The 14697-nt window shown below is 66.7% G+C and carries 16 protein-coding genes; 3 read left to right on the top strand and 13 right to left on the bottom strand.

Annotated features, from left to right (window positions below):
* Positions 1–8: 8 nt before the first annotated feature.
* From FY036_RS22020 to FY036_RS21965, 12 genes are all read right to left on the bottom strand, one after another.
* Positions 9–248, bottom strand: coding sequence for a DUF2274 domain-containing protein (locus FY036_RS22020; protein WP_126006840.1), 240 nt, complete (start codon positions 246–248; stop codon positions 9–11).
* Positions 245–1468: a TrbI/VirB10 family protein gene (locus tag FY036_RS22015; protein WP_126006838.1), complete on the bottom strand. Its 1224-nt coding sequence runs from the start codon at positions 1466–1468 to the stop codon at positions 245–247. Before FY036_RS22015 ends, FY036_RS22020 begins: the two co-directional genes overlap by 4 nt.
* Complete coding sequence (gene trbG / locus FY036_RS22010) at positions 1465–2505, bottom strand: P-type conjugative transfer protein TrbG (protein ID WP_126006836.1); 1041 nt, start codon at positions 2503–2505, stop codon at positions 1465–1467. Before trbG ends, FY036_RS22015 begins: the two co-directional genes overlap by 4 nt.
* Positions 2502–3191: a conjugal transfer protein TrbF gene (gene trbF / locus FY036_RS22005; RefSeq protein WP_126006834.1), complete on the bottom strand. Its 690-nt coding sequence runs from the start codon at positions 3189–3191 to the stop codon at positions 2502–2504. Before trbF ends, trbG begins: the two co-directional genes overlap by 4 nt.
* Complete coding sequence (gene trbL, locus FY036_RS22000; RefSeq protein WP_126006832.1) at positions 3188–4558, bottom strand: P-type conjugative transfer protein TrbL; 1371 nt, start codon at positions 4556–4558, stop codon at positions 3188–3190. The genes trbF and trbL overlap by 4 nt, the downstream gene beginning before the upstream one ends.
* On the bottom strand, positions 4555–4824 hold the full coding sequence (trbK-alt, locus tag FY036_RS21995; RefSeq protein WP_126006830.1) for a putative entry exclusion protein TrbK-alt: 270 nt from the start codon (positions 4822–4824) through the stop codon (positions 4555–4557). The genes trbL and trbK-alt overlap by 4 nt, the downstream gene beginning before the upstream one ends.
* Positions 4825–4837: 13 nt before the next feature.
* The gene (trbJ, locus tag FY036_RS21990; protein WP_126006828.1) at positions 4838–5614 is read right to left on the bottom strand and encodes a P-type conjugative transfer protein TrbJ; all 777 of its coding nucleotides are present in this window, start codon (positions 5612–5614) and stop codon (positions 4838–4840) included.
* Between the two features lie 2 nt (positions 5615–5616).
* On the bottom strand, positions 5617–8145 hold the full coding sequence (gene trbE, locus FY036_RS21985) for a conjugal transfer protein TrbE (protein WP_126006826.1): 2529 nt from the start codon (positions 8143–8145) through the stop codon (positions 5617–5619).
* Positions 8146–8152: 7 nt separating this feature from the next.
* Positions 8153–8416, bottom strand: a complete 264-nt coding sequence (locus tag FY036_RS21980; RefSeq protein WP_126006824.1) for a VirB3 family type IV secretion system protein — start codon at positions 8414–8416, stop codon at positions 8153–8155.
* A 14-nt stretch (positions 8417–8430) separates the two neighbouring features.
* Complete coding sequence (locus FY036_RS21975; protein ID WP_126006822.1) at positions 8431–8796, bottom strand: TrbC/VirB2 family protein; 366 nt, start codon at positions 8794–8796, stop codon at positions 8431–8433.
* Positions 8793–9803, bottom strand: a complete 1011-nt coding sequence (gene trbB / locus FY036_RS21970) for a P-type conjugative transfer ATPase TrbB (RefSeq protein ID WP_126006820.1) — start codon at positions 9801–9803, stop codon at positions 8793–8795. The genes FY036_RS21975 and trbB overlap by 4 nt, the downstream gene beginning before the upstream one ends.
* 196 nt (positions 9804–9999) lie before the next feature.
* The gene (locus FY036_RS21965) at positions 10000–10881 is read right to left on the bottom strand and encodes a LysR family transcriptional regulator (RefSeq protein WP_126006818.1); all 882 of its coding nucleotides are present in this window, start codon (positions 10879–10881) and stop codon (positions 10000–10002) included.
* 178 nt (positions 10882–11059) lie between these two features.
* Between FY036_RS21965 and FY036_RS24255 the strand changes: the two genes are divergently transcribed.
* The 3 genes from FY036_RS24255 to tlpA all read left to right on the top strand — a co-directional run bounded on the left by FY036_RS24255 (position 11060) and on the right by tlpA (position 12509).
* Entirely contained in the window at positions 11060–11332 is a 273-nt protein-coding gene (locus FY036_RS24255) for a cupredoxin domain-containing protein (RefSeq protein ID WP_308206221.1), read from the top strand.
* Positions 11333–11338: 6 nt separating this feature from the next.
* On the top strand, positions 11339–11518 hold the full coding sequence (locus FY036_RS24250) for a plastocyanin/azurin family copper-binding protein (protein ID WP_308206225.1): 180 nt from the start codon (positions 11339–11341) through the stop codon (positions 11516–11518).
* A 325-nt stretch (positions 11519–11843) separates the two neighbouring features.
* Positions 11844–12509 carry a thiol:disulfide interchange protein TlpA gene (tlpA, locus tag FY036_RS21955; protein ID WP_126006816.1) on the top strand — a complete coding sequence of 222 codons (666 nt, stop codon included), beginning with the start codon at positions 11844–11846 and terminating at the stop codon, positions 12507–12509.
* 71 nt (positions 12510–12580) lie between these two features.
* On the opposite strand, the gene FY036_RS21950 is transcribed toward tlpA, so the two are convergent.
* Positions 12581–14572 (bottom strand): heme lyase CcmF/NrfE family subunit, encoded by a 1992-nt coding sequence (locus tag FY036_RS21950; protein ID WP_235897759.1) that lies wholly within the window; start codon positions 14570–14572, stop codon positions 12581–12583.
* Between the last annotated feature and the right edge of the window lie 125 nt (positions 14573–14697).

The following is a 14697-nucleotide window of genomic DNA, read 5'->3' as shown; positions in this document are numbered from 1 at the left end:
CCAGACCACTAGGCGGAACGCTGCGACAGATCGGTGCGCTTCGCCTTGCTGAATCCTTTGTCGGTGGCCATGAAGCGCTGGAGCATCGGCGCCACCAGCTTCGCCGGATCGAGCGCGGCAGTCTCGCCGGCGGTGCGGGCGAGGATCTCCGCATAGGCGACGAGATCGCGGTGGACGGCGGCCGGCAGCTCGACGGTGATCTTGACCGGCCGGTCGTCGGGGATGGCGGAGAGCTTGAGCTTGGTCATGACGGCTCCCTCGCCGCGCCGTAGGGCTGCATCACAAGATCGCGCTGGACGATCACACGGACCGGGAAGCCGGGCCTCACGGTGAGCGTCGGCTGGATGTTGAGCTGGCGGCGGACGATCTGCTGGCCGATGTCGGAAGCGGTGTCCTGCGCGCTCTCGCGGATGGCGCGGGCGATCTCGCTCTCGTCGCCGATGGCGAGCTGCGTGCCGACGCCGAGCAGCGTCGAGAGCGCGGCCGCGCGGAAGAGCTGGCCCCAATGATAGTCGACCTGATCCTCAAGGCCGGAGAAGCCCTGCGGGTCCGTGCCTTGCAGCCGCTCCAGCACGATCGAGGTTCCGTCCGGCATGACGATGCGGTTCCAGACCAGCAGGACACGGCGCTGGCCGAAGGCGACCTGGCTGTCGTATTGGCCGATCAGCCGCGCACCCTGCGGGATCAGGAGGTACGATCCGGTCGGGCTGTCGTAGACATGCTCCGTCACCTGTGCCGTGACCTGGCCCGGCAGATCGGAGCGGATGCCGGTGATGAGAGCGGCGGGAATGACGGCGCCGGCCTGAACGACCCAGGGCGACGCCTTGTCCTGCACGCGGTCGGTGCTGACGGTGCGGCGGTCCGTCTCCGCGTTCACGAAGGCGAGCTTGCGGTCCTGCATGTTCTGCGCGGAGCCGGGATCGAGCGAAGGCGGCTCGGCCGGAAGGGTCAGGCCGGTCATCGGATCGACGGCGGGCCTCGTGCCGAGGGACAGGCCGTCCGTCACGCGCTCGCCGCGGCTGTCGGTGAACAGCCTCGCGGTGCGGGCGGCCTCGATCTCGGCGAGGCGGCGCTGCTCCTCCGGATCGGCCTGCGGGGTCTGGATCGCCGGCGGCGCGACCGGCCTTCCTTGCTCCTGCGCGCGGCGGATCGGTCGGCCGAGATCGCCAGGCAGCGCCGGCCCTAGCTCCGGCACGTCAGGACGCGGCAGGCCGGTGTAGTCGCGGGGAAGGCTCTGCAAGCCGTCCGCCGTCGAGCGGTTCTCGGTGCTGTAAAGCTCGGAAGGCTGCTGTCCGCCGCGCCGGCTCGTGTCGAGCGCCCAGACCAGCGCGCCGAGGACCGCGACGGAAGCGACGCCGCCGAGGCCGATCAGCACCTTGCGCGAAAGCCGGGTGACGCGCGGCGGCTCGGGCCGCAGGCGCAGCTCGGCGCGGATGTCGCCGCCGGGAGAGGTATGGGCGTCGGTCATCGCCCTTCTCCCCTGGCGAAGATCGCCGGACGGCGCGCCGCCGGCCTGCCGTCCGTGCGGACGATGCGGACACGGCGCTGCGCTTCCTTGTCGCCCATGCGCAGCTCGGCCGCCGCGAACAGCCGGTCGACGACGTAGTAGTTCTGGTTGGCTCGGTAGTTGACCAGCTCGGAGTTGCCGGACGGGCCGATGACGAAGAGCGGCGGCATCTCGCCCTGAGCGATGCCGGACGGGAACTCGATATAGACCTTGGAGCCGTCGTCGAAGGCGCGAAGCGGCTTCCACGGGGCGCTGTCGCCCTCGATCGCATAGCGGAAGTTGAGCCTGGAGATGTCGACGCCGCTCGCGACGGGCTGGACCTGGGCGGCCCTCGCGTTCTGGCGGCGCAGCGCGATGAGCTGGTCCTGCGGATATTGCCATGACACCGACGCCATATAGGTTGAGGGTGTCGAGCGCAGCTCAAGGTGATAGGTGCGGCGATCGGTGTTGATGACGAGGTTGGTCTGAAGATCGGGCCGCGTCGGCTTGACGAGGATATGGACTTGGCGGCGATCGCCGCTGCCGCTCTCGGTGTCGCCGATGATCCAGCGCACCGTATCGCCTGCGGCGACGGGGCCGGAGCCGACGAGCTGCTCGCCGTGCTGGAGCGCGATGTCCGTGACCTGGCCGGGCGCGGCATAGACCTGATAGAGCGCCCCGGCCGAATACGGATAGACCTGCACGGCATTGATGAAGCCGTCCCGGACGGGCTGCATGCGTGCGGCTTCGTTGGCCTGGGTGATACGCTGGCGCGGATCGGCCGGCTCGGGCTTCGCCGCGGCTCCGTCGACCGGCTTCAACTGGCCGGGAAGCGGAAGCGGCTTAGGCGTCTCGACGATGCGGACCGGACCGGGCGGATCGGCCGTGAGCACGGCCGGCGCGGCATCGTCGTAGTCGATCTCCGGCGGAATATACTTCCTGGCGCAGCCGGCGAGCGCCGTCGCCGTCACCAGCACGACCAGCGGCAGCGAAGTCCTTCTCCTCAAGGCCCCCATCATGATCCCATCTCCCTCGACCAATTGATTGCGTTGACATAGACGCCGAGCGGATTGGCCCGCAGGCGTTCGGCGGTGCGCGGCGGCTGGATCACCACGGTCAGGATCGCGGTCCAGCGCTCGGTGGCGGCGAGCTGGCCGTTCTCGTATCGGCGCTCCGTCCAGGCGATGCGGAAGGAATCCGGCGAGGCGCGGATGACGGACGAAATCTCGACCGCAACCTGCTGCCGGCCGACGCGCGCGAACGGATCGTTGGACCTGGCATAGTCGTTGAGCGCGATTGCGCCGCGATCGGTGGTGTATTCATAGGCGCGCAGCCAGTTCTGCCGCACGATGATCGGATCGACCGGAATCGCGCGGACCTGCTCGATGAAGCGGCCGAGATGCCATGCGATCTGCGGATCGGTCGGCCGATAGTCGGCCACGGCCGAGGCGACCGCCTGGGCCTCGCCGAAGCGGTCGATCTGCACCACCCAGGGCACGACGGTCCCGCGCGTCGACTGCCAGACGAGCGCTGCGGCAAAGCCCCCGGCGAGCAGCAGCGATCCGAAGGCCATGAGCCGCCAGTTTCGGGCCTGCGCGCGGGCCGAGCCGATGCGCTCGTCCCAGACCTGAGCGGCTCGTCTGTATGGGGTTTCGGGTTCGGGCGTGCGCGCATAGCGCACGGTTGGTCGTTTGAAGAGGTTCATCCGCGGTCGTCCTGATTGAGAGAGACGTTCATGGAACCGCCGCCGGAATCGCCGGAGCGGACCGCATGGGCGGCCGCGGTGGTTCCGTGGCTGATGGTCTGGCCGCGCTTCATGCGCGCGGCCCATGCAGGCTGTCCGGAAGGCGCGGCGGCTTCGGCGGCGCTGCCTGCGCCCGACGCCATGCCGGCGACTTGTGACTGGCCGCCGGTGGCGGTCCATGCGCCGGCTTGCCCGGAGCGGAAGCTGGACCGCATGGCATCGGCCGCGCGCGACATGGCCTGACGGGCGGGTTGAGCAGCGGCGGACGCGCCGGCCTTGGCGACACCCCCGATACCGGCGGCGACGGCGCCCATGCCGGACTGGCCGGAGGTGGAGGCGGCCAGCCCGTAGGCGGCCGACGTGCTGCCGGCGAGATGCGCGCCGCCGCGTGCGGCAGCGGCCGACATGCGCCCACCAGCCCCGATCGCCGCAGCACCACCGCCGGCCGCCGCACGCGCGCCCATATAGCCCGCCGCCCCCATACCGGCCACCGCCAGGCCGGTGCCGACGGCCGCGCCTGCGCCGAGCTGCGGCGCACCGGAGACGAGGCCGGTCGCGATGCCGGGACCGAAGATCGACAGGCCCATCAGGGCGAGAGCGCCGAGCGCCAGCGACATGGCGTCGGTGATGGTCGGCTCGGGCGGGAAACCGGAGGTAAACTCGCCGAACAGGCCGGAGCCTATGCCGACGATCACGGCGAGCACGAGGATTTTCACGCCGGAGGCGACGATGTTGCCCAGCACCTTTTCCGCGAGGAAGGCGGTCTTGCCGAACAACGCGAAGGGAAGCAGGACGAACCCCGCCAAGGTGGTGAGCTTGAACTCGATCAAGGTCACGAAGATCTGGATCGCCAGCACGAAGAAGGCGATCAGCACGATCGCCCAGGCTGTCATCAGCACGACGATCTGGACGAGGTTCTCGAAGAAGGACAGGTAGCCCATGAGATCGCCGGCGGCCTCGAGTATCGGATTGCCGGCGTCGATGCCGACCTGTGCCACGCGGCCGGGCTGGAGAAGCTCGGCGCCGGAGAGCGAGCCGCCGCCGGCCTGAAGGCCGAGACCGGAGAAGCTCTCGAAGACGATGTTGGCGAGCCAGTTGAAGTTGCCAATGATGAAGGCGAAGAAGCCGATATAGAGGGTCTTCTTCACGAGGCGCTGAAGCACGTCCTCGTCGGCGCCCCAGGCCCAGAACAGGCCGGCAAGGGTGATGTCGATGACGATCAGCGTGGTGGTCAGGAACGCCACCTCGCCGCCGAGCAGGCCAAATCCGGAGTCGATGTAGCTGGTGAAGACGCTGAGGAAGCGGTCGATGACGCCGACATCGTTCATGGCCGGACGCGCTCCCCGGACGATTCCAGAAAGCGGCGGCGGCTCTCGACCCATGCTCTTTTGCAGGCGGCATCGTCGGCGGCCGCCATGCCGAGGTCGCGGCAGCGGACCAGCTCGGCATTGGCGGGCTCGCCGCCCGGATCACGGAGGCGGGTGGCGGGGGCGTCATCCTCCGAGCCTGCCTCGCGCAGCGCAGCGACGGCAGCAATCATGGCTGCGCCGATGGCGAGGACGGCGATCATCCGGGCGGCGATCTTCAGGTCCATCGTGTGCGTGTCCTCAGTCGTTGAACATGCGCACGCTGGACGGGCTGTAGTCGCGGCCGGACATGAAGCGGCCGAACTGCTCGCGGGCCTGCTCCTGCGCAGCCGCGCGGCGGGACTGCTCCAGCGCCTCGGCGCGACCCTGCGCGGCCAGCATGGCGGTCAGGTCGGCGATCTGACTCGCCTGCACGGCGAGCAGCTCGTTGCCTGCCTGGGTCGCCTGAAGGATGCCGACCGCCGACTGGCTGGCGCCGACCAGCGATCGGGTCTGCGCCTGCGTGCCGTCGATATTGCCCACGGCGGTCGCGCCGGCCTTCAGCGAATGCTCGTAGGCCGAAAGCGACTGCTGCCAGCGCTCGCGGGCGGCGGCGACAAGCTGCTCGCCGGTCTTGTCGCCGGCGAAGTCGCGATAGGTCGAGGAGAACTGGCTCTCGATGTCCTGCACGCTGTAGGCCAGCCGCTCCGCCTCGCCGAGCAGGCTCTTCATCTCCGAGAAATTGCCTTCGATCTCGGAGATCATGGAGGTGGGCAGGCTGGTGAGATTCCTCGCCTGGTAGAGCAACATCTGCGCCTCGTTGGCGAGGGACGTCACCTGATTGTTGATCTGCTCCAGCGCGCGGGCGGCCGAGAGAAGATTCTGGCTGTAGTTGGTCGGGTCGTAGACGATGCGGCCGCCGAAGAACTGCGCGTGCGCGGGCACGGTGACGGCGACGATGGCGGGCGCGGCGAGCGACAGCGCCATCGCGCCGGCGAGCGCGCGGCGAAGGTGGGCGTGTCGAGTGGTGTGTGGCATGGTCAAACCTCCTGTTCGGGTGACGGGTGGACGGGATCGGTCTCGCCGGCCGTGCCGGTATCATGCGAGGCGATCGGCGCGTCGGTGACTGCGGATCGGTCGATGACGTTGGAAAGCTCGGGCACGAGTTCGGCCGCCCAGGCGAGGCCGTTGGCGTGGAGCCAGGCTTCGAGGAAGTAAGGCCGCGAGCCGTCGCGCAGCAGCTCGTCGATCAGCGCGTGGGCGGCCTTATCGGAGGAGGCGCAGAGCGCCAGCGCGATGTGGCCCAGCCCAAGCTCGAACAGGCGGTTGCCGCGCCGGGACTGGCAGTAGTAGTCGCGCTTCGGCGTGGCGCGGGCGAGGATCTCGATCTGGCGGTCATTGAGGCCGAACTGGCGATAGACGGTCGCGATCTGCGGCTCGATGGCGCGCTCGTTGGCAAGGAAGATGCGGGTCGGGCAGCTTTCGACCAGCACCGGCGCGATCGGCGAGGCTTCGATGTCCGCGAGCGACTGCGAGGAGAAGACGACGCTGACATTCTTCTTGCGCAGCGTCTTCAGCCATTCCTTGATCTTGTCGGCAAAGCCGCCATCGTCGAGAGCGCGCCAGCCCTCGTCGATGATGAGCAGGCTCGGCCGTCCGTCGAAGCGGGCCTCGATCCGGTGGAACAGATAGGAGAGCACGGCGGGCGCAGCCCTGGTGCCGACCAGCCCCTCGGTCTCGAACGCCTGCACCTCTGCCGCGCCGAGATATTCGTGCTCGGCGTCGAGCAGCCGGCCATGCGCCCCGCCGATGCAGTATGGCCGCAACGCCTGCTTGAGTGCAGTGGATTGCAAGAGCACGGTCAGGCCGGTGATGGTGCGTTCCTCAAGCGGCGCGGAGGCGAGCGAGGTCAGCGCGGTCCAGATGTGCTCCTTCACCTCCGGCGTGATGGCGACGCCTTCGCGCGCGAGGATGTCGACCAGCCAGTCGGCGGCCCATGCCCGCTCCGGCGTATGCTGGATGTGGGCGAGCGGCTGGAGCGAGACCGAGGAGGACTCGGCGTCGTCGGAGAAAGAGCCGCCGAGATCCTGCCAGTCGCCGTCCATCGCCAGCGTTGCGGCGCGGATAGAGCCGCCGAAGTCGAACACGAAGACCTGGCTGCCGGGATAGCGACGGAACTGGAGCGCCATCAGTGCCAGCAGCACCGACTTGCCGGCGCCGGTCGGCCCGACCAGCATCAGGTGGCCGACGTCACCGACATGGAGCGCGAAGCGGAACGGCGTCGCGCCTTCGGTCTTCGCATAGAACAGCGGCGACGCGTCGAGATGCTCGTCCTTCGCCGGTCCTGCCCACACCGCCGACAGCGGGATCATGTGGGCAAGGTTCAGCGTCGAGATCGGCGGCTGGCGGACATTGGCATAGACCTGTCCGGGGATGGAGCCGAGCCATGCTTCGATGGCGTTGACGCCCTCGACGATGCAGGTGAAGTCGCGCGACTGGATGACCTTCTCGATCAGGCGCAACTTCTCGTCGGCGATCGACGGGTCGGCATCCCACACCGTCACCGTGGCGGTGACGTAAGCCTCTCCGACCTGATCGGAACCCAGATCCTGAAGTGCGGCGTCCGCGTCGGCCGCCTTGTTGGCCGCGTCGGTGTCCATCAGCACCGACGCCTCGTTGGTCATCACCTCCTTGACGATGGCCGCGATCGACTTGCGCTTGGCGAACCATTGGCGACGGATGCGCGTGACCAGCCGGGTCGCGTCGGTCTTGTCGAGCATGATGGCGCGCGTCGACCAGCGATAGAGGAAGGCGAGCCTGTTAAGGTCGTCGAGGATTCCGGGGAATGTCGTCGTCGGGAAGCCGATCACGGTCAGCGTGCGCAGATGGAAGCCGCCCAGGCGCGGCTCCAGCCCGCCGGCGAGCGGCTGGTCGGCGAGCAGCGCGTCGAGGTGCATCGGCGTCTCGGGCACACGGACGCGATGGCGCTTCGTGGAAATGCAGGAATGCAGGTAGGTGAGCGTCTCGGCGTCATCGAGCCATTCGGCCTCGGGGACAAAGCCCTCGACCAGATTGAGCACGCGGTCGGTGCGGTCGACGAAGCCCTTGAGCAGTTCCCACGGATCGACACCGCTGCGCTCGCGGCCCTCGTAGAGCCAGGATTCCATGCGGGAGGCTTCCTCGGCCGGCGGCAGCCAGACGAAGGTGAGGAAATAGCTCGACTCGAACAGCACGCCGCTGTCCTCGAACTGCTCGCGGCGCTCGATGTCGACCAAGGCGGATGCGCTGTCGGGAAACCGGCTGTCGGGATAGTCGGTCGCCGGATTGCGCTGCGCCTCGACGAAGATCGCCCAGCCGGAGCCGAGCCGGCGCAGGGCGTTGTTCAAGCGCGCGGTCGTGCCGACCAGCTCGGCCGGCGTGGCGCTGTCGAGGTCGGGGCCGCGGAAGCGCGCGGTGCGTTGAAAGCTGCCGTCCTTGTTCAAGACGACGCCGGGCGCCACTAGGGCCGCCCAGGGCAGGAAGTCGGCGAGGCTGGCGGAACGCTTGCGGTATTCGGAGAGATTGAGCATGGCCGCCTCACACGCCGAGATGGGTCGGGTAGCGCAGGTGCCGGCGCACCACGTCGACGAACAGCGCATCGCGCTTCGCCGCCCAGACGGCTGCGAAGTGGCCGATCGCCCAGATGGCGAGGCCGGCGATCCAGAGCCGCAGGCCGAGACCGACCGCGCCGGCCAGCGTGCCGTTGAGAATTGCGACGGCGCGCGGCGCGCCGCCGAGCAATATCGGCTCGGTCAGCGCCCGGTGGACCGGCGCGAAGAAGCCGCGAACGTCCTCGTCCATCAGCGATCCCGGCATCACGCCAGCGCCCCGCCGCCGAAGGAGAAGAAGGACAGGAAGAAGGAGCTGGCCGCGAAGGCGATCGACAGGCCGAACACGATCTGGATCAGCTTGCGGAAGCCGCCGCCCGTATCGCCGAAGGCGAGCGTCAGGCCGGTGACGATGATGATGATGACGGCGACAATCTTGGCGACCGGCCCCTCGATGGATTCGAGGATCTGCTGAAGCGGCTCCTCCCACGGCATCGAGGAGCCGGCCGCCCAGGCGGGCGCGGTGTAGAGCAGCCCGGCGGCGGTGATGCCGGCCGTGCCGAGGCTGTCCAGGAACGTGCCGGAAAGCAGCCGGCTGCGCAGGCTGCGGATCGGATCGGGCTTCGTCGTCATGCGGAGTCTCCTTGTGTGGGGCTGGGGGTTTCGAGCGTTGCGTGGAGGGTGCGGTAGTCGCCGGTGGCGGGATCGAGCCCTTCGACAAGGGCGATCTCCGCGAGGCGGCGGGCCGAGCCGCGACCGGAGAGCACGGCGATCAGGTCGATCGTGTCGGCGATTAGCGCACGCGGGACCGTGACCACAGCCTCCTGTACGAGCTGCTCCAGTCGGCGCAGCGCCCCGATCGCGGTATTTGCGTGGATGGTGCCGATGCCGCCCGGATGGCCGGTGCCCCACGCTTTGAGCAGGTCGAGGGCCTCGCTGCCACGAACCTCTCCGATCGGGATGCGGTCTGGCCGCAGCCGCAGCGACGACTTCACGAGATCGGAGAGCGAGGCGATGCCTTCCCTGGTGCGCAGCGCCACGAGGTTGGGCGCGGCGCATTGCAGCTCGCGCGTGTCCTCGATCAGCACTACGCGGTCGTCGGTCTTGGCGACTTCGGCGAGCAGCGCGTTCGTGAGCGTGGTCTTCCCGGTCGAGGTGCCGCCGGCGACCAGCACGTTCTTGCGCCTCTCGACCGCGAGCCGCAGCACCTCGGCCTGGGTGGCGGTCATGATGCCGGCGGCCACGTAGTCAGAAAGGGTGAACACGGCGACGGCCGGCTTGCGGATGGCGAAGGCCGGCGCGGTGGCGACTGGAGGCAAAAGACCCTCAAAGCGCTCGCCGGTCTCGGGTAATTCGGCCGAGACGCGTGGGTTGCCGGGATGGACCTCGGCGCCGACATGGTGCGCGACCAGGCGCACGATCCGTTCGCCATCGGCCGGCAGCAGCATGTCGCCGGTGGCGACGAGGCCCTCGCGCAGCCGATCGACCCAGATGCGGCCGTCCGGGTTCAGCATCACCTCGACGATAGATGGGTCTTCGAGATAGCGGGCGATGGCCGGGCCGAGCGCGGTGCGCAGCATCCGCGCGCCTCGCGACAATCCCGCGCTCTGGCCTTCATTCTGATGACGATGCGCCGGCATTCCGCCCCCGTTTCCGGCCATCCGCACTCACGGTCGGATGGCGACGGGGACAATCAAGAAAGGCACAAACTATGGGTGGGCAACCAGATTATTTGCGATTTCGTAGCCGGTCGTAGGCGAGCGAAAAAATACTTGAAGCATGCGGCGGCCGATCTGGCGTCGATCACGTGGAAAAGCCCGCCCGGCCGAATCACGCTCAGGGCTTCAAGGCGTCGAGGAAGGTCTTCAGCACGGGATTGATGTTGTCCGGCTTCCAGCAGGCGATGTATCCGAGACGTGTTGCCCCGTTGCCGTCGTGCAGCGGGCGGAACACTACGCCGAGGCCCGAAAGCCCGACAGCGGATTCGCATTGCAGCGCGATGCCCTGGCCGTCCGCGACCTCGCTCAGCAGGCTTTCGCGGCTGAGGCGGCGAGTGATGATCTCGGGGTGGTCGGACGGTGCGGCGAGGTGGCGAAGCAGCACGGCACGGATGTCTGGGCCGGGATCGTGGTGGGTGATGATGAAGCGCTCGCGCTTCAGCTCCGGCCAATAGATGACCGGCTTCTCCGCGAGCGGATGGTTTTCCGGCAGGGCAACCACAAGTTGATCCGACCAGAGCGCCACAGTTTCCAGAGTGTCGCACTTGCCGGCATCGCCGAGGATGATCGCGGTATCGAGTGTGCCTGAAAGCACGCCGGCCGATAACTCGACAAACGGCGACTCGACCAACTCGACCTCGATCTTGGGATAACATCGGCGGAAGCCACGCAGAGCTGTACGGAAGCCTCCCGTAGAAAGGGACTTATAGAACCCGACGACGACTCGACCGAGCTTGCCAGCAGCACTCGCCCGCATATGTTCGCCCAGCCGCTCGGCTTCTTCAAGGATGCGTCGGGCCGCGACAACAAATTCCTCCCCTGTCGGCGTCAGTCGCGCCCCGGCTGTGGAACGGTCGAACAGCACGACGCCCAACTCGCTCTCCAGTTCCTTGATGCGCTTACTAACGATCGGCTGCTTGACGTTGAGCTCGTGCGCGGCGGCACTGAAGCTACCGTTGCGGGCGGTGGCGACAATATAGCGGAGGTGGCGCACTTCCACCGATTATCCTCCAACGTTTGATGCGCTGCGCTTTTCTTTCGAAAAGCGTGCTCAGGTCCGAAAGTCGATTTGCAGTGATAAAACCTCAAGCCCCTTGAGCATCAAGTTTCAAAGCTGTGTTGAACTAGAAAGAGCCCCGAGGAATTAGCCCCCTTAGACAGACGGGAAACGCAGGAGAATGCTCCCGGCATCACTCGGCAGTTCTGCGGCCCTGTTGACATCGCCTAACATCCTGTTCGGCGCGCGTCACAAGGGGATGAATGTCGTCTCCCGATACCTTGAAATGGTCGGTCTGGAGAGCTTCGAGAGACGCTATGAGCCCGACTTCGTCGCCGCCGCTCCCGGTGACACCGTCACCTTCGTTCCGACCGACAAATCCCACAATGCCGAGAGTATCGCGGGGATGTTGCCTGCCGACGCAAAGCCCTTCAAGAGCAAGCTCAACGAGTAGGTCACTATCAACCTCGAAGGGGAAGGCCTCTATGGGGTCAAATGTACGCCGCACTATGGCATGGGGATGGTGATGCTGATCTCAGTGGGCGCCCCAACCAACCTAGAGGAGGCCGGAGCGGTGAGGCATCCGCCCAGGGCCAAGCAACTTTTTGACGAGCTCCTAGCCGCCGTTCCGACCACCTAGCGCAGAAGAATATGTGGATGGGGCGAACCCCATTTGCGCTCGCCAACTAGGCGACTTCTGCTGCTCCTATAGAATACCCGATCTGTTGCGTTCGAATCTGGGAGGCCGACCGGGAGAATCAGGAGCACGAATCCGGCGGCCAGAGTGTGTGAAGGTGCTCCCAGAGTCCAGGTCTTGCGTACACTCAGATTTTCAGCGTCGGTTGACGCCGCCAGCCCCGTCCGACCCGCTTGCTGGCGGCAACAAGCGCATTGACATCCAGGTAGCCAGGATCGTTTACACTCATGATGGAGATGAGACCCGCTCTTTCTTATCGGATCGAGAGATGGCACAGGGAAAATTCCGCCTGCCGACCGGAGTGTTGATGGCATCTGCAATTCTTGCCGGGATGAGTGCCGGCGCAGTCGGCGTCTACGTGTTCGGTGGCCCTTTTGGTAGCGGGCGGCAATCAGCCACCGCCTCCGATCGGACCCAAAGCTGCCCTGCGCGTGACGACAAGATCGCGGCTGTCGACAAGGCTGCCCAAGGAGAGGTGGCGGCGATGCTTCCGGCCGATCCTCCGCTTTCGATGAGCAGCCTCGCGTTCAACGGGCCTGATGGCGCTGCCATGACTGTCGCGGAGCTGGCCGGCAAGACACTGCTCATCAATCTCTGGGCGACGTGGTGCGCGCCCTGCCGGGAAGAAATGCCCGCCTTAAACGAACTGCAGGCCACGATCGGCGGCCCGGACTTCGAAGTGGTGGCCGTCAACCTCGATACCGGCGGCGATGAGAGGCCGAAGGCCTTTCTGCAAGAGATCGGCATCGACGAGCTCACCTATTATCGAGACTCCACGCTCGCGCTCTTCAACAACTTGAAGCGCCGAGGGCTCGCCATCGGCCTGCCGGTTACGTTGTTGGTAGACGAGGAGGGATGCCTTCTCGCCCACATGAATGGCCCTGCCGAATGGGCCAGCGACGATGCCAAGCGGCTTATCGAAGCTGCGATGTGAACTGCTGTCAGGCTGTCCAACCTGGCCGGTTGCGCGAATATCGAGCTAGAGTTGCTGCGACACAGGCGCCGTCACTCCGCTGGGACATCCGATCGGGCGAGTGCGATCCGATTTCGACTCGGCGCGCCGACCCGAAACCGACGATCGAACAGCGATATCGCGCCACCAGCCATCATCGCCACGCCGCCGAGCCAGAGCAGCAGCACCAGCGGCTTCCACCATACGCGCACCACGACGCCGCCATCGGGGGTGGGGTCGCCGAGCGAGACGTAGAGCTGGCTGAATCCGCGGGTGGCGATGCCTGCTTCCGTGGTCGGCATCTGGCGCGCGGTGTAGAGACGCTTGGACGAGACTATCTCGCCGCGTTGCCGGCCATCGCTGTCGAGATAGACGAAGCGGCCCTGCTCCTCGGTGAAGTTCGGGCCGCGATGCGGCGCGATACCATCGAAACGCAACGTATATCCGGCGATCGGCATCGTGTCGCCGGGTTGCATCACGACGATTCGCTCAATCTCAAGCGAGGTGACGGCGGCGATGCCCAGCACCGTCACGCCCAACCCGAAATGTGCCGCAGCAGTGCCGTAAACCGAGCGCGGTAGGCCCTTGAATCGCTTCCACGCCACTGCCGCACCCACGCTGCCGATGCCTGCCTTCAGCGTCAGATCGGTCAGCGCGCCCAGCATCAGCCAGACGGCAAGGCCGACGCCGAATGCGGCGAGCGCCCCTTTGCCTTCCACGAAGAAGAAGACCACGAGCGCCGTCAGCAGCGCCGCGCCGAGGGCGAAGTAGAGGCGCTGGGCCACGGCGTAGAGGTCGCCGCGCTTCCAGGCCAGCAGCGGCCCGAACGGCACGGCCAGAAGCAGTGGGATCATGAGGGGGATGAAGGTGAGGTTGAAGAACGGCGCGCCGACCGAGATCTTGTCGCCGGTGACCGCCTCGATCAGTAGCGGATAGAGCGTGCCGATCAGCACCGTGGCCGCCGCCGTGGTCAGGAACAGGTTGTTGAGCACCAGTGCGCCCTCGCGCGAAACGGGGTGGAACAGCCCGCCCTGCGTCAGTGTCGAAGCGCGCGCGGCGAACAGCGCCAGCGAGCCGCCAATCAAGGCGATCAGGATCATCAGGATGAAGACGCCGCGCGCCGGATCTGTGGCGAAAGCATGGACGGAGGTCAGCACGCCGGAGCGCACGAGGAAGGTGCCGAGCAGAGACAGCGAGAAGGTGAGGATGGCGAGCAGCAGCGTCCAGATCTTCAGCGCCGAGCGCCGCTCCATCACGATCGCCGAGTGAAGAAGCGCAGTGCCGGACAGCCACGGCAGGAACGAGGCGTTTTCGACCGGGTCCCAGAACCACCAGCCGCCCCAGCCAAGCTCGTAGTAGGCCCAGTAGGAGCCCATCGCGATACCGCCCGTCAGGAACAACCAGGCCGCAAGGGTCCACGGCCGCACCCAGCGCGCCCAGGCGGCATCGATACGGCCCTCGATCAGCGCCGCGACCGCAAAGGAGAAGCAGACCGAGAAGCCGACATAGCCGAGATAGAGCAGTGGTGGATGGATCGCGAGCCCGATGTCCTGCAGGATCGGGTTGAGGTCGCGGCCCTCGATCGGTGCGGGGTTGATTCGAGCGAACGGGTTCGATGTGGCGAGAATGAACAGAAGGAAGGCGGCTCCGACCAGACCCTGCACAGCCAGTACATTCGTGCGCAGGCTGGCCGGTAGATTGTCGCTGAACCACGCCACAAGTGCGCCGAAGAATGCCAGGATCAGGACCCAGAGCAGCATCGAGCCCTCGTGGTTTCCCCAAACCCCGGTGACCTTGAAAAGCATCGGCTTCAGCGAATGCGAATTCTCCCAGACATTCTGAACGGAGAAGTCCGAGGTGACATAGGCTGCCGTGAGCGCGGCGAACGACAGCGCGACGAAACCGAAAACCGCAACCGAAGCCGGCCTGGCAACGGCCATGAGGCGATCGTCGCCCAGTTGCGTGCCGATCCACGGTATGAAGAATTGCACCGTGGCCAGAACACATGCCAGCACGAGCGCGAAATGTCCCAACTCAACAATCATGGCGATGTCCCGAGCAGCCTCCGAGGGGCAATACAGTTGGAGATCGCGCGCGCAAACCGTTTCGCCGCGACGGGGCGGTCCGTACGCATGAGCACCGGGTTCGCCAACGCCAACTCCCTTCTCCG

This window comes from Neoaquamicrobium microcysteis (assembly GCF_008180155.1).
Classification (GTDB): Bacteria; Pseudomonadota; Alphaproteobacteria; order Rhizobiales; family Rhizobiaceae; genus Aerobium; species Aerobium microcysteis.
The sequence above is the reverse complement of the archived record's forward strand: the minus strand, read 5'-3'. Positions and strand labels throughout refer to the sequence as shown.